The sequence below is a fragment of the Occultella aeris genome, from assembly GCF_902703175.1.
Taxonomy (GTDB): domain Bacteria; phylum Actinomycetota; class Actinomycetes; order Actinomycetales; family Beutenbergiaceae; genus Occultella; species Occultella aeris.
The window spans coordinates 62,669-82,263 of record NZ_CACRYJ010000046.1; the positions used below are offsets into that span (position 1 = coordinate 62,669).

The 19,595-nt window shown below is 70.8% G+C and carries 19 protein-coding genes; 15 read left to right on the forward strand and 4 right to left on the reverse strand.

Going from position 1 to position 19,595, the window contains the following annotated elements; translation table 11 throughout:
• The first annotated feature begins 35 nt into the window (after positions 1 to 35).
• From HALOF300_RS15305 to HALOF300_RS15375, 15 genes are all read left to right on the forward strand, one after another.
• The gene (locus tag HALOF300_RS15305) at positions 36 to 1,280 is read left to right on the forward strand and encodes an amidohydrolase (protein ID WP_156741797.1); all 1,245 of its coding nucleotides are present in this window, start codon (positions 36 to 38) and stop codon (positions 1,278 to 1,280) included.
• A 207-nt stretch (positions 1,281 to 1,487) separates the two neighbouring features.
• Positions 1,488 to 2,606, forward strand: a complete 1,119-nt coding sequence (locus tag HALOF300_RS15310; RefSeq protein ID WP_156741798.1) for a BMP family lipoprotein — start codon at positions 1,488 to 1,490, stop codon at positions 2,604 to 2,606.
• 121 nt (positions 2,607 to 2,727) lie between these two features.
• Positions 2,728 to 4,317, forward strand: a complete 1,590-nt coding sequence (locus tag HALOF300_RS15315) for an ABC transporter ATP-binding protein (protein ID WP_156741799.1) — start codon at positions 2,728 to 2,730, stop codon at positions 4,315 to 4,317.
• Positions 4,314 to 5,588, forward strand: a complete 1,275-nt coding sequence (locus HALOF300_RS15320; protein WP_231955423.1) for an ABC transporter permease — start codon at positions 4,314 to 4,316, stop codon at positions 5,586 to 5,588. The genes HALOF300_RS15315 and HALOF300_RS15320 overlap by 4 nt, the downstream gene beginning before the upstream one ends.
• Positions 5,585 to 6,874: an ABC transporter permease gene (locus HALOF300_RS15325; RefSeq protein WP_231955424.1), complete on the forward strand. Its 1,290-nt coding sequence runs from the start codon at positions 5,585 to 5,587 to the stop codon at positions 6,872 to 6,874. The genes HALOF300_RS15320 and HALOF300_RS15325 overlap by 4 nt, the downstream gene beginning before the upstream one ends.
• Positions 6,871 to 7,287, forward strand: a complete 417-nt coding sequence (locus HALOF300_RS15330; RefSeq protein WP_231955425.1) for a cytidine deaminase — start codon at positions 6,871 to 6,873, stop codon at positions 7,285 to 7,287. The genes HALOF300_RS15325 and HALOF300_RS15330 overlap by 4 nt, the downstream gene beginning before the upstream one ends.
• A 46-nt stretch (positions 7,288 to 7,333) precedes the next feature.
• Entirely contained in the window at positions 7,334 to 8,629 is a 1,296-nt protein-coding gene (locus HALOF300_RS15335) for a thymidine phosphorylase (protein ID WP_156741800.1), read from the forward strand.
• Positions 8,626 to 9,033: a YidH family protein gene (locus HALOF300_RS15340; RefSeq protein ID WP_197522591.1), complete on the forward strand. Its 408-nt coding sequence runs from the start codon at positions 8,626 to 8,628 to the stop codon at positions 9,031 to 9,033. The genes HALOF300_RS15335 and HALOF300_RS15340 overlap by 4 nt, the downstream gene beginning before the upstream one ends.
• A gap of 13 nt (positions 9,034 to 9,046) precedes the next feature.
• Positions 9,047 to 9,364, forward strand: coding sequence for a DUF202 domain-containing protein (locus HALOF300_RS15345; RefSeq protein WP_156741801.1), 318 nt, complete (start codon positions 9,047 to 9,049; stop codon positions 9,362 to 9,364).
• Between the two features lie 46 nt (positions 9,365 to 9,410).
• A complete protein-coding gene (locus HALOF300_RS15350; RefSeq protein ID WP_156741802.1) occupies positions 9,411 to 10,541 on the forward strand; it encodes an adenosine deaminase in 1,131 nt (376 codons plus the stop codon).
• A complete protein-coding gene (locus tag HALOF300_RS15355) occupies positions 10,541 to 11,728 on the forward strand; it encodes a TerC family protein (protein WP_156741803.1) in 1,188 nt (395 codons plus the stop codon). Before HALOF300_RS15350 ends, HALOF300_RS15355 begins: the two co-directional genes overlap by 1 nt.
• A 148-nt stretch (positions 11,729 to 11,876) precedes the next feature.
• The gene (locus tag HALOF300_RS15360; RefSeq protein WP_197522592.1) at positions 11,877 to 12,740 is read left to right on the forward strand and encodes an ABC transporter substrate-binding protein; all 864 of its coding nucleotides are present in this window, start codon (positions 11,877 to 11,879) and stop codon (positions 12,738 to 12,740) included.
• Positions 12,741 to 12,750: 10 nt separating this feature from the next.
• Positions 12,751 to 13,617 (forward strand): amino acid ABC transporter permease, encoded by an 867-nt coding sequence (locus HALOF300_RS15365; RefSeq protein ID WP_156741805.1) that lies wholly within the window; start codon positions 12,751 to 12,753, stop codon positions 13,615 to 13,617.
• Positions 13,614 to 14,360, forward strand: a complete 747-nt coding sequence (locus tag HALOF300_RS15370; RefSeq protein ID WP_156741806.1) for an amino acid ABC transporter ATP-binding protein — start codon at positions 13,614 to 13,616, stop codon at positions 14,358 to 14,360. Before HALOF300_RS15365 ends, HALOF300_RS15370 begins: the two co-directional genes overlap by 4 nt.
• Positions 14,357 to 15,343, forward strand: coding sequence for an EamA family transporter (locus HALOF300_RS15375; RefSeq protein ID WP_156741807.1), 987 nt, complete (start codon positions 14,357 to 14,359; stop codon positions 15,341 to 15,343). Before HALOF300_RS15370 ends, HALOF300_RS15375 begins: the two co-directional genes overlap by 4 nt.
• Positions 15,344 to 15,488: 145 nt before the next feature.
• On the opposite strand, the gene HALOF300_RS15380 is transcribed toward HALOF300_RS15375, so the two are convergent.
• The 4 genes from HALOF300_RS15380 to HALOF300_RS15395 form a co-directional block, all read right to left on the reverse strand.
• Positions 15,489 to 16,379, reverse strand: a complete 891-nt coding sequence (locus tag HALOF300_RS15380; protein WP_156741808.1) for an aldehyde dehydrogenase family protein — start codon at positions 16,377 to 16,379, stop codon at positions 15,489 to 15,491.
• Positions 16,376 to 17,824 (reverse strand): aldehyde dehydrogenase family protein, encoded by a 1,449-nt coding sequence (locus HALOF300_RS15385; protein WP_156741809.1) that lies wholly within the window; start codon positions 17,822 to 17,824, stop codon positions 16,376 to 16,378. Before HALOF300_RS15385 ends, HALOF300_RS15380 begins: the two co-directional genes overlap by 4 nt.
• Positions 17,825 to 17,832: 8 nt before the next feature.
• Positions 17,833 to 18,870: a deoxyribose-phosphate aldolase gene (gene deoC, locus HALOF300_RS15390; RefSeq protein WP_156741810.1), complete on the reverse strand. Its 1,038-nt coding sequence runs from the start codon at positions 18,868 to 18,870 to the stop codon at positions 17,833 to 17,835.
• Positions 18,871 to 18,947: 77 nt separating this feature from the next.
• Positions 18,948 to 19,568 carry a CYTH domain-containing protein gene (locus tag HALOF300_RS15395; protein ID WP_156741811.1) on the reverse strand — a complete coding sequence of 207 codons (621 nt, stop codon included), beginning with the start codon at positions 19,566 to 19,568 and terminating at the stop codon, positions 18,948 to 18,950.
• Positions 19,569 to 19,595 lie beyond the last annotated feature (27 nt).

The following is a 19,595-nucleotide window of genomic DNA, read 5'->3' on the forward strand; positions in this document are numbered from 1 at the left end:
GCGGGCTCGCGCGCGCGAGGCAGTAGCCTCGGGGGGTGTCGAAGCCAGCTGCCCTGACGTCCCGGATCAACGCCCTCGCCGCCGAACTCGACGCCGAGTTGCGCGCACTGCGACGCGATATCCACGCACACCCCGAACTGGCGCGCACCGAGCACCGCACGAGTGAACTGGTTGCCGCCCGACTGGAGGAGGCGGGGCTGACGGTGCACCGGGTCGCGGGCACCGGCCTGTACTGCGACATCGACCCCGCGGGCATCCAGGACGTACTGCAGTCGCGCCGGTTGCGCCGGGTGGCGTTGCGGGCGGACATGGACGCACTGCCGCTGCAGGAGACGTCCGGGCTCGACTACGCCTCCACGGTCAAGGGCGTCACCCATGCCTGCGGGCACGACGCCCACACTGCCGTCGTGCTCGGGGCCGGCCTCATCCTGGCAAGCCTCGCGGCTGAAGGGACGCTCGATATCGGGGTGCGCCTGATCTTCCAGCCCGCCGAGGAACTGCAGCCGGGCGGAGCGCTGGACCTGATCGAGGCCGGCGTGCTCGCCGGCGTGGACCAGATCTACGCGATCCATTGCGACCCGAAGTTCGACGCCGGGCAGGTGGGCACCCGGATCGGGCCGATCACCAGCGCCTCCGACACGATCACGGTGACCCTGTCATCCACCGGCGGCCACACGTCCCGGCCGCACCTGACCGGTGACGTGGTGTACGCGCTCGGCATGGTCGCGACGGTCACGCCGGCCCTGCTCGGCCGGCGTCTCGACCCGCGCTCCGGGGTGAACCTCACCTGGGGGAGCGTGCGCGCCGGAAGCGCCGCCAACGCGATCCCGTCCGTGGGGGTCCTCACCGGAACCCTGCGCTGCCTGGACGTGCGCGCGTGGGACCGCGCCGAGGACCTGCTTCGCGAACTGATCGACCAGGTGGTCGCCCCGACCGGGGTGGACGTGGATCTCCAGATCCAGCGGGGCGTGCCGCCGGTGGACAACGACGAGCGCTGTGTGCGCCACATGGATGACGCCGCCGAGACGATCCTCGGACCCGACTCGGTCCTGCTCACCGAGCAGTCGCTCGGCGGGGAGGACTTCGGTTGGTACCTGACCCGGATCCCCGGCTCGATGGCTCGGCTCGGCACCCGGACGCCGGGCGGTCGCACGTTCGACCTGCACCAGGCGGACCTGGTCATCGACGAGTCCGCGATCGGGGTGGGGGCGCGGTTCCTGGCCCAGGTGGCGGTCCAGGCCGAGTCCCAGGGCATCGACCGGCGCACTCCGACGGCGTGAGCCTTGCGCGGCACTTCGCGCCCCGGCCGGCATCGGCGTTCGGTACCAGTTCGGTAACGCTTTGCCCGAACGTCTCACCATGTAACACGAACGAGATATCCGCCGGTCTACTGTCTCCCCCTAGGTGACCCACGAAACGCGTCGACCGCACCGTGGGATCCGGGCTCGCGACACCCCGCGAGCCGCCGAAGAGACACAGGAGTTCACGTGAAGAAGCCGATCTACGCGGTGGCCACCCTCGCCGTCGCCGCCCTGACCCTGGCCGCCTGTGGCGCCGCCCCCGAGGACGAGGAGACGGCCGGCGGTGGCGACACCGAGACCACCGCAGAGGCCCCCGACAACTCCGACTTCATCGGCTGCATGATCTCCGATGAGGGTGGCTTCGACGACGCCTCCTTCAACCAGTCCGGGTTCGAGGGCCTCGAGCGGGCCGAGACCGACCTCGGCATCACGATCCAGTTCGCTGAGTCCACCGACCCGGGAGCGTACGCGGGCAACGCCGACGCCATGGTGCAGGCCGGATGCTCCCTGACCATCGGCGTCGGCTTCGCGCTCGAGGACACCATCCAGGCGGCCGCCGAGGCGAACGAGGACCTGCACTTCGCCCTGGTCGACTCCGCGTTCTCCGCGCCCGACTTCTCGCCGGTGGAACTGCCGAACGCGAAGCCGCTGCTGTTCAACACGCAGGAGGCCGCCTTCCTTGCCGGCTACCTGGCCGGTGGCATGACCCAGACGGGCACGGTCGCCACGTACGGCGGTCAGGCGTTCCCGTCCGTGACGATCTTCATGGACGGCTTCGTCGACGGCGTCGCCGCGTACAACGAGGCGCACGGCACGGACGTGCAGGTGCTCGGCTGGGACAAGGACGCCCAGGACGGCTCCATGACCGGTGACTTCACCAACACCGAGAACGGCTACAACACCACGCAGCAGTTCATCGCGGCCGGCGCGGACATCATCCTGCCGGTGGCCGGCCCGGTCGGCGCGGGTTCGCTGTCCGCGGCGTCGGAGCACGAGGGCGTCTCGGTGATCTGGGTCGACTCCGACGGCTTCGAGCAGGAGTCGAACGCCGAGTACCAGGACCTCATCCTGACCTCGGTGATCAAGCTGATCGGCAACTCGGTGTTCGACACGATCGACGCCGCGGTGGCGGGCGACTTCGACCCCACGCCGTACGTCGGCACGCTGGAGAACGGCGGCGTGGACCTGGCCCCGTACCACTCGTTCGAGGACCAGGTGCCGGCGGAGCTGCAGACCGAGATCGAGGACCTGCGCGAGCAGATCATCGCGGGCGACCTCGTCATCGACTCCCCGAGCGCGAACTGATTCATCCGTCATAGTCGGTGGCCCGGGCAGCCCTTGGTTGCCCGGGCCCTCGACTGTGTTCGTCGATCGGCCGTGCCCGCACGGCGATACAGTTCGTGCCACGACGTGAAGGAGGCAGGCGGTGAAGCTCGAGCTCCGCGGCATCACGAAGCGATTCGGGTCCCTGGTGGCCAACGACCAGATCGACCTGATCTTCGAGCCCGGGCGGATCCACGCGCTCCTGGGCGAGAACGGGGCTGGGAAGTCCACCCTGATGAATGTCCTCTACGGGCTCTACACGCCCGACGAGGGGCAGATCGTCATCGACGAACAGCCCGTGGAGTTCGCAGGGCCGGGGCAGGCCATGGCGGCCGGGATCGGGATGGTCCACCAGCACTTCATGCTGGTGCCGGTGTTCACCGTCGCGGAGAACGTGGTGCTCGGACATGAGCCCACCGGTCCCCTCGGCATCATCGGACTCGACCGGGCGCGGGCACTGGTGCGGGACATCTCGGCGAGGTTCGGGTTCGACGTGGACCCCGATGCCCTGATCGAGGACCTGCCGGTCGGCGTGCAGCAGCGCGTCGAGATCATCAAGGCGCTGTCCCGGGACGCCGAGGTCCTCATCCTGGACGAGCCGACCGCCGTGCTCACGCCCCAGGAGACCGACGAACTCATCGAGATCATGCGCCAGCTGCGCGATGCCGGCACCTCGATCGTGTTCATCACGCACAAGCTGCGCGAGGTTCGCGCGATCGCCGACGAGATCACCGTGATCCGGCGCGGCAAGGTGGTCGGCACCGCGACGGCGGAGGACACCGAGGCCGAGCTGGCCTCCCTGATGGTCGGGCGCGCGGTGAGCCTCGGCGTCGAGAAGGAGCCGCCGCGGCTGGGCGACGCGGTGTTCTCGGTCACCGATCTGCTGGTCGCCGACGTCGTCGGGCGCCCGGTGGTGAGCGGGGTGAGCTTCGAGGTGCGCGGCGGGGAGGTGCTCGCCATCGCCGGAGTGCAGGGGAACGGGCAGTCCGAGCTCACCGAGGCGATCCTCGGCCTGCGGACGCCACTTGCCGGGTCGATCGACCTGGACGGCAAGGAGCTGATCGGGCTCTCCGTGAACGACGTGCTCGACTCCGGCGTGGGATTCGTGCCCGAGGACCGCAGCACGGACGGGCTGATCGGCTCGTTCAGCGTGGCCGAGAACATGATCCTGGACCAGCACGACCGCGCTCCGTACGCGCGAGGCATCGCGATGGACCTCCGCGTGGTTCGGGAACGGTCGGAAGCGTTCGTCGAGGAGTTCGACGTGCGCACCACGTCGGTCGAGGCACCGATCTCCACCCTCTCCGGTGGGAACCAGCAGAAGGTGGTGCTGGCCCGCGAGATGTCCCGCCCGCTGAAGCTGTTCATCGCGTCCCAGCCGACCCGGGGCCTGGACGTCGGGTCCATCGAGTTCGTGCACAAGCGGATCATCGCCGAGCGGGACCACGGCACGCCGGTCATCATCGTCTCCACCGAGCTCGACGAGGTGATGGCACTCGCGGACCGGATCGCCGTGATGTATCGCGGCTCGATCATCGGGATCGTGGACGGTGACGTGGACCGGGACGTGCTGGGGCTGATGATGGCGGGCGTCGCGCCCGAGGCAGCGCAGGAGGAGGCGGCCGAGCATCCGACACTTCTGCGCGAGGCGGACGTCATCGCCGACGACGAGCAGAGCGAGGAGCCCTCGTGAGTCACGAACCGGAAAGCCCTCGGACCCCGGAGGTCCCGGAGCCCGACGCCGAGGCGGGCACCCGCGCGCAGCCGGATCCCATGCGGCCCGATGAGCGGTGGCTCCGGGAGACGATGCGCGGCATCCTGACCTCCAACTGGCTGGTCACGCTGCTCGCCATCGTGGCCGCCCTGGTGCTCAGCGGCCTTCTGATCGCCATCGCGGACGAGGACGTCAGGGACGCGTCGACGTACTTCTTCGCGCGGCCCCTCGACACGCTTGCGGCCGCCTGGGACAGCGTCGCCGCGGCCTACACGTCCCTGTTTCGCGGCGCGGTGTTCGACTTCCAGGCACCCACCCTGGCCCGCGCGATCCGGCCGATCACCGAGACCCTGGTGGCCGCCACGCCGCTGATCTTCGCCGCACTCGGGCTCGGGATGGGGTTCCGGTCCGGCCTGTTCAACATCGGCGCACAGGGTCAGGTGCTGATGGGCGCGGCGGCCGCGACCTACGTCGGGATCACCTGGTCGCTGCCCGTGGTCGTGCACGTGGTCCTCGCCGTGATCGCCGCCATGGTGGTCGGCGGGCTGTGGGCCGGGATCGCCGGATTCCTGAAGGCCCGCACCGGTGCGAGCGAGGTGATCGTGACGATCATGCTGAACTGGATCGCGATCTGGCTGGTCACCTATCTGCTCACCACGACGATCCTTCGGCAGGGCGGATCCCGGCCGATCTCACCCGCGGTTGGAGAGAACGCCCGGCTGCCGCTGCTGTTCGGGGATGCGTTCCGGCTGCACTGGGGCTTCCTGCTCGCCCTCGCCGCCGCCGCGCTGGTCTGGTGGCTGATGGAACGGTCCACGATCGGCTTCAAGTTCCGGGCCGTCGGGGCGAACATGGACGCCGCCCGCACGGCCGGGATCAACGTGAACCTGATCTTCGTGTTCGTCATGGTCTCGGCGGGCATCCTCGCCGGACTCGGTGGCGCGTCCCAGATCCTCGGCACCGACAAGACGCTGCAGGCCGGCAGTGCGGGCTCGATCGGCTTCGATGCGATCACCGTCGCCCTGCTCGGCCGGTCCAGACCCCTGGGCACAGTACTGGCCGCGCTTCTGTTCGGGGCCCTGCGGGCCGGCTCGCCGCTGATGCAGACCGTCTCGAACACGCCGATCGACATCGTGCTCGTGATCCAGGCAGTGATCGTCCTGTTCATCGCCGCCCCACCGTTGGTGCGGTCGATGTTCTTCCTGCCGTCACCGGACGGAAGCCGTCGAGTCAAGGAGGTGGCCGCGTGAGCAGCCAGCTGGCCACCCCCCGCCTCAACCCCGAGGGTCTGCTCGACGAACGAGCCATGGCACCGATCTCGTGGCGCACCCCGATCATCCTCGGCGTGGTCAGCATCATCGGGCTGCTCGCCTTCGTGATCTTCACACCCCCGGGGTCCATCTCGCGCATCGTGGTCTCCAACTCGGCGACCGCGGTCCAGATCGACCCGCTGCACCTGCCGTCCCAGGGGTCGGCACTGTTCCTCGTGGTGGTGGCATTCGGCCTGACCGGGCTGGCCTTCTGGGCCACGCTGAACCGGCGCAAGCTCGGCGCGATCCCGATCGTGTTCGGGATCGTGATGCTGTTCGCGTTCCTGATCTGGGCCGTCGCCGGGAACACGGGCGGCCTACCCCTGCCGCTGCTGCTGTCCACCACGATCACCGCCGCCGTGCCGCTCGTGTTCGGGGCCCTCGCCGGCGTGCTGTGCGAGCGTTCGGGCATCATCAACATCGCGATCGAGGGCCAGCTCCTGGCGGGTGCGTTCCTGGCCGTGGTGGTCTCCTCGGCGACGCGGAACCCCTACGCCGCTCTGATCGCAGCACCGATCGCGGGCGCCCTGGTCGGGCTGCTCCTGGCGGTGTTCTCGATCAAGTACCGGGTGGATCAGATCATCGTCGGCGTCGTGCTGAACGTGCTGGTGCTGGGGCTGACGAACTACCTGTTCTCCACCGTGCTCACGCAGAACCCGCAGGGTCTGAACAACCCGCCGCGGATGCCCGCCTTCGCGATACCCGGCTTGTCCGAGATTCCCGTGATCGGCCCCGCGTTGTTCAACCAGACGGTCATCGTCTACGTCATGTACGTGGTCGTCGCGGTGCTGCAGATCATGCTCTTCCGCAGCAGGTGGGGGCTGCGGGTGCGCGCCGTCGGTGAGCACCCCAAGGCCGCGGACACGGTCGGCATCAAGGTGAACCGGACCCGGTACCGCAACGTGGTGCTCGGTTCGGCGATCGCGGGCTTCGGTGGGGCGGCGTTCGTCAGTGCCGCGCTGCCGTTCACCAAGGAGGTCTCCGCGGGGCGCGGCTACATCGCCCTGGCCGCGATGATCCTGGGACGGTGGAGCCCGACCGGTGCACTGGCCGCGGCCCTGTTGTTCGGGTTCGCCGACTCGCTGAACCGGGTGCTCGGCAACATCGGCTCCCCGGTGCCGTACGAACTCCTCGCGATGCTGCCCTACCTCGCGACGATCTTCGCCGTGGCCGGTCTCGTCGGGCGGATCCGTCCGCCGGCCGCCGAGGGTAAGCCGTATCCATGAGCCGCTCGCAGGAGGCCGCCATGACCGATGCCGACTGGGACGCCCTGCGGGACGCCGCGCGCGAGGTGATGACCCGGGCGTATGCGCCGTACTCCGGGTACCCCGTGGGCGCGGCCGCGTTCACCACGACCGGCGACCTGGTGGTCGGGGCGAACGTGGAGAACGCCGCGTACGGCGTCACCCTGTGCGCGGAGTGCTCCCTGGTGTCGGCACTGATCACCACGGGCGGGGGCCGGCTGGCCGCGTTCGTCTGCGTGAACCGCAACGGGGACACGATCATGCCCTGTGGCCGCTGCAGGCAGCTCCTCTGGGAGCACGGCGGCCCGGACCTGCTCGTCGAGACCGTATCCGGCATCCGGCCGATGACCGAGGTGCTCCCGGACGCGTTCGGACCTGACGACCTCGAGGCATGAGGGGCTCGTCCAGGCCACCGTGCACCCGGCTCACTAGGGTGAGCACATGAGCGAAGCCTTCGACGCCGTCGACGTCATACGTGCCAAGCGGGACCAGCAGGTCCTCACCGACGCGCAGATCGACTGGGTCATCGACGCCTACACCCGCGGGGTGGTCGCCGAGGAACAGATGGCGGCGCTGAACATGGCGATCCTGCTGAACGGCATGACCCGGCCGGAGATCGCGCGCTGGACCGCCGCGATGATCGCCTCCGGCGAGCGGATGGACTTCTCCACGCTGGCCCGGCCCACGGCGGACAAGCACTCCACCGGCGGCGTCGGGGACAAGATCACCCTCCCGCTGGCTCCTCTGGTCGCCGTGTTCGGCGTCGCCGTGCCGCAGCTGTCCGGCCGCGGGCTCGGACACACCGGCGGCACCCTGGACAAGCTCGAGTCGATCCCGGGCTGGCGGGCCGCGCTCACGAACGCGGAGATGCTTGCTCAGCTCGACGACGTCGGCGCGGTCATCTGCCAGGCCGGTTCCGGGCTCGCGCCGGCCGACCGCAAGCTGTACGCGCTGCGGGACGTGACGGGCACCGTCGAGTCGATCCCCCTCATCGCCTCGTCGATCATGAGCAAGAAGATCGCCGAGGGCACCGGTGCCCTCGTGCTGGACGTGAAAGTCGGGTCCGGGGCGTTCATGAAGAGCCTCGAGGACGCCCGCGAGCTGGCCCGCACCATGGTGGACCTCGGCACGGACGCCGGGGTACGCACGAGCGCGCTGCTGACCGACATGTCCACCCCACTCGGGCTCACCGCCGGCAACGCGCTCGAGGTGCGCGAGTCGGTCGAGGTGCTCGCAGGTGGCGGTCCCGCGGACGTCGTCGACCTCACCGTGGCCCTCGCCCGGGAGATGCTCGACGCCGCCGGCCGACCCGACGCAGACCCCGCCGCCGCGCTCGCGGACGGTCGGGCCATGGACGTCTGGCGCGCCATGATCGCGGCCCAGGGCGGCGACCCGGACGCACCGCTGCCGACGGCGAAGCACACCGAGCAGGTCCTCGCACCCGCCGACGGCGTGCTGGTGGCGCTCGACGCACTCGCCGTGGGTATCGCGGCCTGGCGCCTCGGCGCGGGCCGCGCCCGCCGCGAGGACACCGTCCAGGCGGGCGCGGGCATCGAACTGCACGCGAAGCCCGGCGCACCGGTGCGCGCGGGACAGGTCCTGATGACCCTGCACACCGACACCCCGGACCGCTTCGACCGGGCCGCCGAGGCCCTCACCGACGCCGTCACCATCGCCCCTGCGGGATCCCGCCCGGCGACGGGCGCGGTGGTGCTCGAACGGGTCGACGCCGCGTGAGCGACCTCCACCCGGACCGCTACCCCGCCGCCGGACCCGAGCGGCGGCCCGCGTCGGTGTACGGCGTCGGCACGGAACCGGACGCCCGGTTCTCCCTCGCGAACGAGCGCACCGCGCTCGCGTGGCTGCGCACGGGCCTGGCCCTCGTGGCCGGAGGGGTGGCCCTGACCACCCTGGCGACGTTCGCCGTCGCCGGCCCGCTGCTGGATCTCGTGGCCGCCCTTGCCTGCCTGGCCGGTGGCGCACTCGCCGTCGGGGCGCTGGTGGGCTGGCGGCGCACCGAGCGTGCACTGCGTCTTGGCCGGCCGCTGCCGGCGCCGAGTGCACTGCCGATCCTGGTGGTCGGTGTCGCGGCGATCGCCGCGGTGCTGGCCGGCTACGCAGTGGTCCAGGCGTTCGGATGAGTCGGCGCAGCCGGTGAGAGCGGTCGAAGGGCTTGCCGGTGACCCCGGGGCCCAGCCCCAGCGGACGATGTTGGCGTGGAACCGCACCATGCTCGCGGCGGTGCTCGGCGCGATGCTCGTCGCGCTCACGGCCGAGCGACAGCAGCGTCCGGTGATCGCGGCGGTCGCCGGCCTCGCCGCGCTGGCGCTGCTCGTCCTCGTGCTGCGCGACCTGCGCAGCTGGCGCCACGACGGCAGCGGCCCGTGGACCTCCCTGCTGCACGTCGGCATCGCCGTCGTGGTGCTCGCTGCGCTGGGTGGCGCCCTCGCGATCGTCGGGCTCGTGCCCTGAGCTCAGACACGCGCGCCGTTCGGGGACGGACCATTACGCTCGGTCCATGACGCTCACCCACGAGGACATCGTCGCGCTGCCGAAGGTGGTGCTCCACGATCACCTCGACGGTGGCCTGCGCCCCGCGACCATCATCGAACTGGCCGCCGACGCCGGACACGACCTGCCGAGCACGGACCCCGAGGAGCTCGCGGCGTGGTTCGTGCAGGCCGCCAGCGCCGGTGACCTGACCCGCTACCTCGAGACGTTCGCCCACACGCTCGCGGTCACGCAGACCGAGCCCAGCCTGCGCAGGGTCGCCCGGGAGGCCGTGGTGGACCTAGCCGCCGACGGTGTCGTCTACGCCGAGCTCCGGTACGCCCCCGAGCAGCACCTCGGCGGCGGGCTGAGTCTCCAGGAGGTCCTCGACGCCGTGCACGCGGGCCTCGCCGAGGGTGTCGCCGAGGCAGCCGCGGCCGGCCGGCGGATCCGGGTCGGCACCCTGCCGTCCGCGATGCGGCAGTTCGACCGGGGCGCCGAGATCGCCGAGGTGACCCTCGCGAACCGGGATCGCGGCTCCGTCGGCTTCGACATCGCCGGCCCGGAGGACGGCTTCCCGCCGTCGCGCCACCTCACCGCGCTGCGCACCCTGCGGGAGGCGAACTTCCCATACACGGTGCACGCGGGCGAGGCCGCCGGACTCGAGAGCATCTGGGAGGCCGTCCAGCTGTGCGGGGCGCTCCGGCTCGGCCATGGCGTGCGCATCATGGACGACATCGAGCTCGGCACCGACCCGGACGGCGAGCTGTTCGCGGCGCTCGGTGACCTGGCCCAGTGGGTGCTCGACCGGCAGATCCCGCTCGAGATCTGCCCGCAGTCGAACCTGCAGACGGGCATCGCCGCGACGGTGGCCGAACACCCGATCACCGTGCTCCGGGACATGGGCTTCGCGGTCACCCTCAACACCGACAACCGGCTGATGTCCGGCACGTCGATGAGCCGGGAGATGTGGGCCCTGGTGGACGAGGCCGGCTGGACCCTGGAGGACTTCGAGCAGGTGACCCTGACCGCCGCCTGGAACGCGTTCGCCCCGAACCAGGAGATGCGGGTCATCATCGCCGAACAGATCGAACCCGGCTACGCCGCAGCGCAGTCCGGTGACCACAGCCACGACGGACATCGCTCAGAGGAGTCCTGATGGAGGTGTCCGGCTGGATCTGGGCAGTCACGGTCGCAGGGATCGTGGGGCTGCTGTTCTTCGACTTCTGGTTCCACGTGCGCAAGGCCCACATACCCACGCTTCCCGAGGCCGCCAAGTGGTCCGCCATCTACGTCGGCATCGCGCTGCTGTTCGGGGTGGGCGTGCTCGTCCTCGGCGGCACCGACATGGGCACCGAGTACTTCGCCGGGTACATCACCGAGAAGGCACTCTCGGTGGACAACCTGTTCGTGTTCCTCATCATCATGACGAGCTTCAAGGTGCCCCGGGCGGACCAGCAGAAGGTCCTGCTGTTCGGCATCGTGTTCTCGCTGATCGCCCGAACCGGGTTCATCTTCCTCGGCGCCGCGCTCATCAACAGTTTCGCCTGGGTCTTCTACTTCTTCGGGCTGATCCTGCTGATCACGGCGGGCAACATGCTCAAGCCGGGGCATGACGACGACGGCGAGAACGTGGTGGTCCGGCTCGCCCGCCGGTTCCTGCACACCTCCGAGCACTACGACGGCGACAAGCTCTTCACGATCGTGGACGGGCGGCGCGCGCTGACTCCGATGCTGCTCGTGATGGTGGCGATCGGCGGCACCGACGTGCTGTTCGCGCTTGACTCGATCCCGGCGATCTTCGGGCTCACCACGAACGTGTACATCGTGTTCACGGCCACCACGTTCTCCCTGCTCGGGCTGCGCCAGTTGTACTTCCTGCTCGACGGACTGCTGGACCGGCTGATCTACCTCTCCTACGGACTGGCCGCCATCCTCGCGTTCATCGGCGTCAAGCTGATCCTGCACGCGCTGCACGAGAACAACGTCCCCTTCATCAACGGCGGCGAGCACGTGGACGTCGTCGAGATCTCCACGGCGCTGTCCCTGTCCGTGATCATCGGGGTACTCGTGGTCACGATCGTCGCCTCGCTGCTCAGTCCGAAGGGCCGGGCGCAGAACGCCATCAAGGGCGCCGAGAGGCACGCGAAGTCCTACCTCGAGGTCGAGGACGAGGACCCGAAGGTGCAGGAGGAGGTGTACGCCGACCTGCTCGCCGAGGAGGCCGTGCTGAAGGCCCTCCCGGAGAAGTACCGGGCTCGGATCCGGGACGAGGCGAACTTCATGGCGCTGCTCGAGCGGGTCCATCGGGTCCATGACGAACGGGTCGACGACCCCCGGCGCTGACTGCGCCGGACCTCGACGGCAGTGACGTGCGTCTCGGTCTCCGACCGCCGGAGTCCTACGGAGCAGGATTGTTCTAGAGTTCAAGTGTCGCCCGCGGGCATCGCCCGACGGCCGTCGCCACCCCGGATCACCTGAGAAAGGCCCTGTTGTGCGCCGTCGTCTTCCTGCCCTGGTCCTGATCGCAGCCCTCGCTGCAGTGGCCGCGTGTTCGGCCGACGGTGCCGAGGACCCCACCACGGGCACCGGGACCACCGGTGAAGGCGCCGCCGAGTGCGCGCCCGGCGAACTGACGACCCTGACCGACGGCGTCCTGACCGTCGGCACGAGCGTTCCCTACGAGCCCTGGTACGTGGGCGAGGACCCCACCACGGGTGAGGGCTTCGAGTCGGCCCTCGTCTACGCCGTCGCCGAGCAGCTCGGCTACGAGCAGGACCAGGTGACGTGGGAGACCGTGACCTTCGAGCAGATCATCGCGCCGAGCATCAAGCCGTTCGACTTCGCCGCGTACCAGACCACGATCACCCCCGAACGCGCCGAGGTGGTCGACTTCTCCAGCCCGTACCTGGACACCCTGCAGGGACTGGTGGTGCAGGAGGCCGGCCCGTACGGGGGCGCCACCACGCTCGCCGAGCTGGAGGGTGCGCGGGTGGGGGTGACCGCAGGCCAGACCTCGATGCCGATCGCCGAAGCCGCCTGGGGCGACGCCGTCGAGCTGGTGCCGTTCGACGACGCCGGGCTGGCCATGCAGGCGATGACGAACGACCAGGTCGACGCCGTCGTGATGGACGTCAACCAGGCGGTGTCCGCCTCCACCGTGTACTTCCCGGACTCCGCGGTGATCGGGACCCTGCCCGAGGTGGGCGAGACCGCCCAGATCGGGTTCGTCCTCGACATCGACTCGGTGCTGACCGACTGTGTCTCCGCCGCCGTCGACACGCTGCACGAGGACGGCACCATCGCCGAGCTCAGCACGCAGTGGCTGCGCACGGACGACATCCCCGCGCTGAGCTGACGCCGCCGCCGTGAGCGGGCACTGGGCGCCCTCCGAGCGGGCGCTGGCGCGGGTGGCCTACCGGCGCCGGCGTCGGCGCCGCTCCTTCCTGGTCGCGCTGGCGTCCACCGTGGTGGTGGCCGTGCTCGCCGTGGTCGTCCTCGTCGGGTCGCCGGGGTGGGAGCGGGCCCGGGAGGCGTTCTTCGACCCGGTCGAGTTCGTCGACGTGCTGCCCGCCGTGGCGCAGGGCCTGTGGCTGAACCTGCGGGTCTGGGTGATCGCCGGTGTGATCGCGGTGGTCGGCGGGCTGCTGCTCGCCATCGCCCGCACCACCACCGCGCCGGCGCTGTTCCCGCTGCGGGCGGTCGTCACGATCTACATCGATGTGTTCCGCGGGGTGCCGGTGCTGCTGGTGCTGCTCCTGGTGGGTTTCGGCCTGCCCGCCCTGCGGCTGCCCTGGCTGCCGATCACGGCGGTGTTCCTGGGCACGTTGGCCATCGTGCTGACGTACACGGCCTATCTGGCCGAGATCTTCCGGGCCGGTATCGAGTCCGTGCACCCCTCACAGGTTGCGGCGGCCCGCGCGCTCGGGCTGACCCGCGGCCAGACCACCCGCCGGGTGGTGGTCCCGCAGGCGGTGCGAGCGGTCACCCCGGCGCTGCTGAACATGATCGTGGCCCTGCAGAAGGACTCGGGTCTGATCTCGATCCTCGGCGCCGTGGACGCGATCCGGGCTGCCGAGATCGCCGTCACCGGCAGCTACAACTTCACCGCCTACGTGGCCGCCGGCTTCCTGTTCCTGCTGATCTCCGTGCCGCTGACCCGGCTCGTGGATGCCTACAACGCCCGCCGCGGTGGGCGCGGCAGCGGCCGTGCGACGGTGGGGGCGATCCGATGACCGAGCCGACGGCGCCGCTGCTGCGCGTGGCCGGGCTGCGCAAGTCGTTCGGGACCAACCTCGTGCTGGACGGGCTGGACCTCGACGTCGCCGAGCACTCGTGCGTCGTGCTGATCGGTTCCTCGGGGTCGGGCAAGTCGACATTGCTGCGCGCCGTCGACCTGCTCGAGGAGGTCGACGACGGCGTCATCGAGCTGCGCGGCGTCGACCTCGCCGACCCGTGGGTGGACGCGAACGCGGCCCGGGCCCGGATGGGCATGGTGTTCCAGGCCTACAACCTGTTCCCCCATATGAGCGTGCTCGCGAACGTCGCGCTCGCGCCCCGCCTGGTGCACGGCCGGACGAAGGACGAGGCGGAGTCCGCCGCCGTGGCGATCCTGGAACGGGTCGGCCTCGGGGACAAGGTCACCGCCTACCCCGACCATCTCTCCGGCGGCCAGCAGCAGCGAGCCGCGATCGCGCGGGCGCTCGTCAACGGGCCCGAGCTGCTGCTCCTGGACGAGGTCACCTCCGCGCTCGACCCGGAGCTGGTGGGGGAGGTCCTCGACCTGCTCGCCGAGCTGCGTGCCGAGGGCACCACGATGCTGGTGGCGACCCACGAGATGGGCTTCGCCCGGCAGGCCGCGGACCTGGTCTGCTTCCTCGACGGCGGCCGGGTGCTCGAGTCCGGGCCACCCGAGCAGGTGCTCGGCGCGCCCGAGCAGCCGCGCACCCGCGAGTTCCTCGCCAGGTTGCACGCATGAGCGCTGCGACCGGGCCGGGTCCCCGGGAGCCCGACGGCGGCGCCGCCTTCGCGCGCACGGTTCCCGCGGTCCGGTCGCAGGTTGGCGGCCTGTGGCTGGGACTGCTGTCGGCAGCCGTGTTCGCGACGTCCGGGCCGATCGCCCGAGCGCTGCTCGAGGTCGGCTGGAGCGCCGGGGCGGCCGTGACCGCCCGGATCGCCGGCGCCGCTCTCGTTCTGGTGGTGCCGGCCGTGCTGCAGCTGCGTGGACGCTGGTCGCTGTTGCGTACGAACGCGAGGCTGATCGCCGGGTACGGCCTGCTCGCCCTGGCCCTGACCCAGTTCGCCTACTTCTCCGCGATCGCGCACGTCACCGTCGGGGTGGCGCTGCTGCTGGAGTACCTCGGTGTGATCCTCGTGGTGCTCTGGCTCTGGGTCCGGCACGCGCAGCGTCCCCGGGCGGCCACCGTGACCGGGGTGGTGCTCGCCGTCGTCGGGCTCGTGCTCGTCCTCGACCTCACCGGCGCGAACGACGTCGACCTGGTCGGCGTGCTCTGGGGCCTCGCTGCCGCCTGCGGGCTCGCCGGGTACTTCATCCTCAGCGGCAACGCCTCGACGGGGCTGCCACCGATCGTGCTCGCCGCCGGCGGCATGACCGTCGGCGCGGTCGCCCTCGGGCTGCTCGGGGCGACCGGGCTGCTCCCGATCCGGGTGGCCGCGGCGGACGTCACCCTCGGCGGCGCGGCGGTGCCGTGGTGGGCGGCCCTGATCGCCCTGGTCCTGGTCTCGACCGTGGTCGCCTACACGACGGGGATCGCCGCGACCCGGCGCCTCGGCGCCAAGCTCGCCTCGTTCGTCGGCCTCGTCGAGGTGCTGTTCGCGATCGTGTTCGCCTGGCTGCTGGTGGGGGAGCTGCCCGGCCTGGTGCAGCTGCTCGGAGGTCTCCTGATCGTCGCCGGCGTGGCGGCGATCCGGTACGACGAGCTGGTCGGTCGCAGATCCTGACAGCGGGCGCATCGCGCCCGAGCATTGGATCGCCCACGTCGTGGGGCCTGATGACCTTCAACCGACCGCGCAGAAGCCCTTGGTCTCGCTGGCTCGGACCGTGGGTTTCCAAGCGCTCGGGCGCCCGTTTCGGCCGTGGTCCCCGTCACATCCCCTTCGGGTGCCAGACCGTCTTGGTCTCGGTGTAGGCGAGGATCGCGTTCAGGGACTGGGCCTCGGTCCAGGAGCCCTCGGCGTCGCCGGCGGGGCGGAGCACCCGCTTGACCGAGTCCGCGGCGTCCGCCTCGAGCTCGCCCCAGGTGATGCCGTCGGCGCCGAGCGCCCCGGCCACGTCGATGGCGTTGACGTCCATGTGCTTGGCCAGGTGTGGGGCGATCTCCGCGCTACGCCCCGTGATGATGTTCACCACGCCACCGGGCACGTCCGAGGTGGCGAGCACCTCGGCCAGGCTGACCGCGGGCAGCGGCCGGTTCTCGGACGCGACCACCACGACGGTGTTCCCCATGACGATCGCCGGTGCGAGCACGGACACCAGGCCGAGCAGCGAGGACGCCTGCGGCGCGATCACCGCGACCACGCCGGTCGGTTCGGGGGCGGAGAGGTTGAAGTACGGCCCGGCCACCGGGTTCGCGTTGCCGGCCACTTGAGCGACCTTGTCCGACCAGCCCGCGTACCAGACCCACCGGTCGATCGCGGCGGAGACGACGTCCTGCGCGCGCCGCTCGGTCAGGCCCTCACCGGCGGCGACATCGGCGACGAACTGGGCCCGGCGGCCCTCGAGCAGCTCAGCGACCCGGTACAGGACCTGCCCGCGGTTGTACGCCGTCGCCCCGGCCCAACCGGGCTGTGCGGAGCGCGCCGCCCGGACGGCGTCCCGGGCGTCCTTGCGCGAACCCTGCGCGGCGTTCGCGAGGAACGCACCCTTCGCACTCGTCACCTCGTAGGTCCGGCCGGACTCCGAGCGCGGGAAGGCGCCGCCGACGAACAGTTTGTAGGTCTTGCGCACGTCGATCCGTGCGGGCGACGTGGCCCTCATCGGGTGCTCCCCTCGATCAGGTAGGAGGCCAGGCCGTGGCGGCCGCCCTCCCGGCCGTAGCCGGACTCCTTGTACCCACCGAACGGGCTGGTGGGGTCGAACCTGTTGAACGTGTTCGCCCAGACCACGCCGGCGCGGAGCTTGTCCGCCATGGACAGGATCCGCGACCCCTTCTCCGTCCAGATCCCGGCCGAGAGCCCGTACGGGGTGTTGTTCGCCTTCGCGACGGCCTCGGCGGGGGTGCGGAACGTCAGTACCGACAGGACCGGGCCGAAGATCTCCTCGCGGGCGATCCGGTGCGCCGCGGAGACGTCGGTGAAGACCGTCGGCGCGAACCAGAAGCCCTGCTCGGGCAGGGCGCAGTCGGCGGTCCAGCGCACCGCGCCCTCCTCCTCGCCGGCCTTGGTCAGGTCTGTGATGCGGGCCAGCTGCGCGGCCGAGTTGATCGCGCCCACGTCCGTGTTCTTGTCCATCGGGTCCCCGACCCGGAGGGTGCCGAGCCGGGCCTTGAGGCGATCCACGACCTCCTCGGCGACCGACTCCTGGACCAGCAGACGCGAGCCTGCGCAGCACACCTGGCCCTGGTTGAAGAAGATCCCGTTGACGATGCCCTCGATAGCCTGGTCGATCGGGGCGTCGTCGAAGACGATGTTCGCGGCCTTGCCGCCGAGTTCGAGGGTGGCGTGCTTGCGGGTCCCCGCGATCTCCTTGGCGATCCGCTTGCCGACCGCGGTGGAGCCCGTGAACGCGACCTTGTCCACACCCGGGTGGGCGACCACCGCCGCGCCGGTGGCCCCGGCCCCGGTCACGATGTTCACGACGCCCGGCGGCAGCTCGGCCTGGCGGAGCAGGTCCGCGAACAGCAGCGCCGTGAGAGGCGTCGTCTCGGCCGGCTTGAGCACCACGGTGTTCCCCGTGGCCAGCGCCGGTGCGATCTTCCACGCCAGCATCAGCAGCGGGAAGTTCCACGGGATCACCTGCCCGGCCACGCCGTGCGGGCGCGGTGACGGCCCGAAACCGGCGTGGTCGAGCTTGTCCGCCCAGCCCGCGTAGTAGAAGAAGTGCGCGGCAGCCGTCGGCACGTCGACGTCCCGGGCCTCGCGGATCGGCTTGCCGTTGTCCAGCACCTCGAGGACAGCGAACTCGCGCGAACGCTCGGCCAGCAGGCGGGCGATCCGGAACAGGTACTTCGCCCGCTCCGCGCCGGGCATCGGTCCCCAGACCTTCTCCTGGGCGCGTCGGGCCGCACGGACGGCTCTGTCGACGTCGGCCTCGTCGGCCACCGCGACGTCCGCGAGGGACTCCTCGGTGGCCGGGTTGATCGTCTTCAGGGAGCCACCGGACGCGGACTCGACGAACTCGCCATCGATGAACAGCCCGTAGGAGGAGGCGATGTCGACGACGGCCCGGGACTCCGGGGCCGGTGCGTACTCGAAGCGTGGCATGGTGGTCCTCAGTCGATCGTCACGTAGTCGGGGCCGGAGTAGGCGCCGGTGGCCAGCCTCTGGCGTTGCAGGAGGACGTCGTTGAGCAGCGACGAGGCCCCGAACCGGAAGTAGTCCGGGTCCAGCCAGGCCTCGCCGGCCACCTCGTTGACGGCGACCAGGTACTTGATCGCGTCCTTGGCGGTGCGAATGCCACCCGCGGGCTTCACGCCGACCTGCACCCCGGTGGTGGCCAGGAAGTCCCGGACCGCCTCGAGCATGATCACGGTGACCGGCAAGGTCGCGGCGGGGGAGACCTTCCCGGTGGACGTCTTGATGAAGTCCGCCCCGGCGAGCATCGCGAGCCAGGAGGCGCGGCGCACGTTGTCATAGGTGGCCAGCTCACCGGTCTCGAGGATCACCTTCAGGTGCGCGGGCCGCTCGGCCTCATGGCACACCTCGCGGACCGCGACGATGTCGTCGTAGACCTTGCGGTAGTGACCGGACAGGAACGCGCCGCGGTCGATCACCATGTCGATCTCGTCGGCGCCCGCGGCGACCGCGTCCCGGGTGTCGGCCAGGCGCACCTCGCGCCCGGCGCGCCCGGACGGGAACGCGGTCGCCACAGCGGCCACGTTGATGCCCGAGGTCCCGACGGCCTCACGTGCCACGGTGACCATGTCGCCGTAGACGCAGACGGCAGCCGGTCGCGGGCAGGTCGCATCGCCGGGTTCGGGGGTGCGGGCCTTGGCCACGAGGGAGCGCACCTTGCCGGCGGTGTCGGCACCTTCGAGCGTGGTCAGGTCGATCATCGAGATCGTCAGGTCGAGGGCCCAGGCCTTCGCACTGGTCTTGATCGAGCGCGTGCCCAGCTGGGCTGCGCGCCCGTCGGCCCCGACCCGGTCCACGCCGGGCAGGCCCTGGAGGAACCGGCGCAGGCCGGCCTCGGAGAGGTCCGCGGTGCCGATCACCGCGGCCGCGTCGGCCGCCACCTGGGCGCCGGTCCGGTCCGCGGGGTGGGGCCCGTGCGCGGACCCGGACGACGGCGTCGTCACCGTTGAAGTCATAGCGGCGAGTCTACTGGCGTCCGACATGCGGACGCTCCCGGTCGGCGCTCGCCGACCGGCAGACCCCCAGACCCGGCTCAGGGCCGCTCGTTGTGGCCGAACTCCTGGAGGAACCGCGGACCCGTCGCCGCGAGCTCACGTTCGAACTGCGCGGCCCAGGTGCCATAGGGGCGTCCGGCCAGGGACTCGTTGCCGAACCGCGGATCGTCCGAGACCTCACTGACGCAGAAGTCCGGGATCACCAGGTCCGTCACCGGGCCGTCGCGTTCCACCTCCGCCACCAGCAGCGGGGCGTTCGCGGCCAGGAACTCGTCGATGACCCACCCATCGCCGCCGAGCCACACGGCATGCCGGAACTTGACCACCAGGTGCCCGCCCCGGCGCACCATCTGCTCGGCGACGTGCGGGTCGAGCTCGCGCTCGGCCTCGTACCGGGTGCCCCCGTTCGCGGGGCCCTTGGCGGTCAGCGTGCAGAACGTGAACCGTCCCGAGAGTGCGTCCAGGAGCTCCACCTCCGTGCGGGGCAGGTTCGCGGGGGCAGGCATCTGCAACCTGACCCGCAGCGCGTACCCGTCGGATGCGAGGAAGTAGCTCTGCACGATGACGTCCGGCGCCGGCTCGTCCAGCAGCGCGACGGGTAGCTCGCGGACGAGGAACTTCCGCTCGAACTCGAAGTCGCCGTACCCGGTGTCGCTCATGGTCCGAACCTACCGCGCCAGTGGCCG

Bases quoted from the DNA above. Each gene is read 5' to 3' on its own strand.
- HALOF300_RS15330 (WP_231955425.1), top strand. From the start codon at position 6,871: ATGAGCCGCTCGCAGGAGGCCGCCATGACCGATGCCGACTGGGACGCC.
- HALOF300_RS15335 (WP_156741800.1), top strand. From the start codon at position 7,334: ATGAGCGAAGCCTTCGACGCCGTCGACGTCATACGTGCCAAGCGGGAC.
- HALOF300_RS15380 (WP_156741808.1), bottom strand. From the start codon at position 16,379: ATGAGGGCCACGTCGCCCGCACGGATCGACGTGCGCAAGACCTACAAA.
- HALOF300_RS15350 (WP_156741802.1), top strand. From the start codon at position 9,411: ATGACGCTCACCCACGAGGACATCGTCGCGCTGCCGAAGGTGGTGCTC.
- HALOF300_RS15370 (WP_156741806.1), top strand. From the start codon at position 13,614: ATGACCGAGCCGACGGCGCCGCTGCTGCGCGTGGCCGGGCTGCGCAAG.
- HALOF300_RS15375 (WP_156741807.1), top strand. From the start codon at position 14,357: ATGAGCGCTGCGACCGGGCCGGGTCCCCGGGAGCCCGACGGCGGCGCC.
- HALOF300_RS15355 (WP_156741803.1), top strand. From the start codon at position 10,541: ATGGAGGTGTCCGGCTGGATCTGGGCAGTCACGGTCGCAGGGATCGTG.
- HALOF300_RS15385 (WP_156741809.1), bottom strand. From the start codon at position 17,824: ATGCCACGCTTCGAGTACGCACCGGCCCCGGAGTCCCGGGCCGTCGTC.
- deoC (WP_156741810.1), bottom strand. From the start codon at position 18,870: ATGACTTCAACGGTGACGACGCCGTCGTCCGGGTCCGCGCACGGGCCC.
- HALOF300_RS15395 (WP_156741811.1), bottom strand. From the start codon at position 19,568: ATGAGCGACACCGGGTACGGCGACTTCGAGTTCGAGCGGAAGTTCCTC.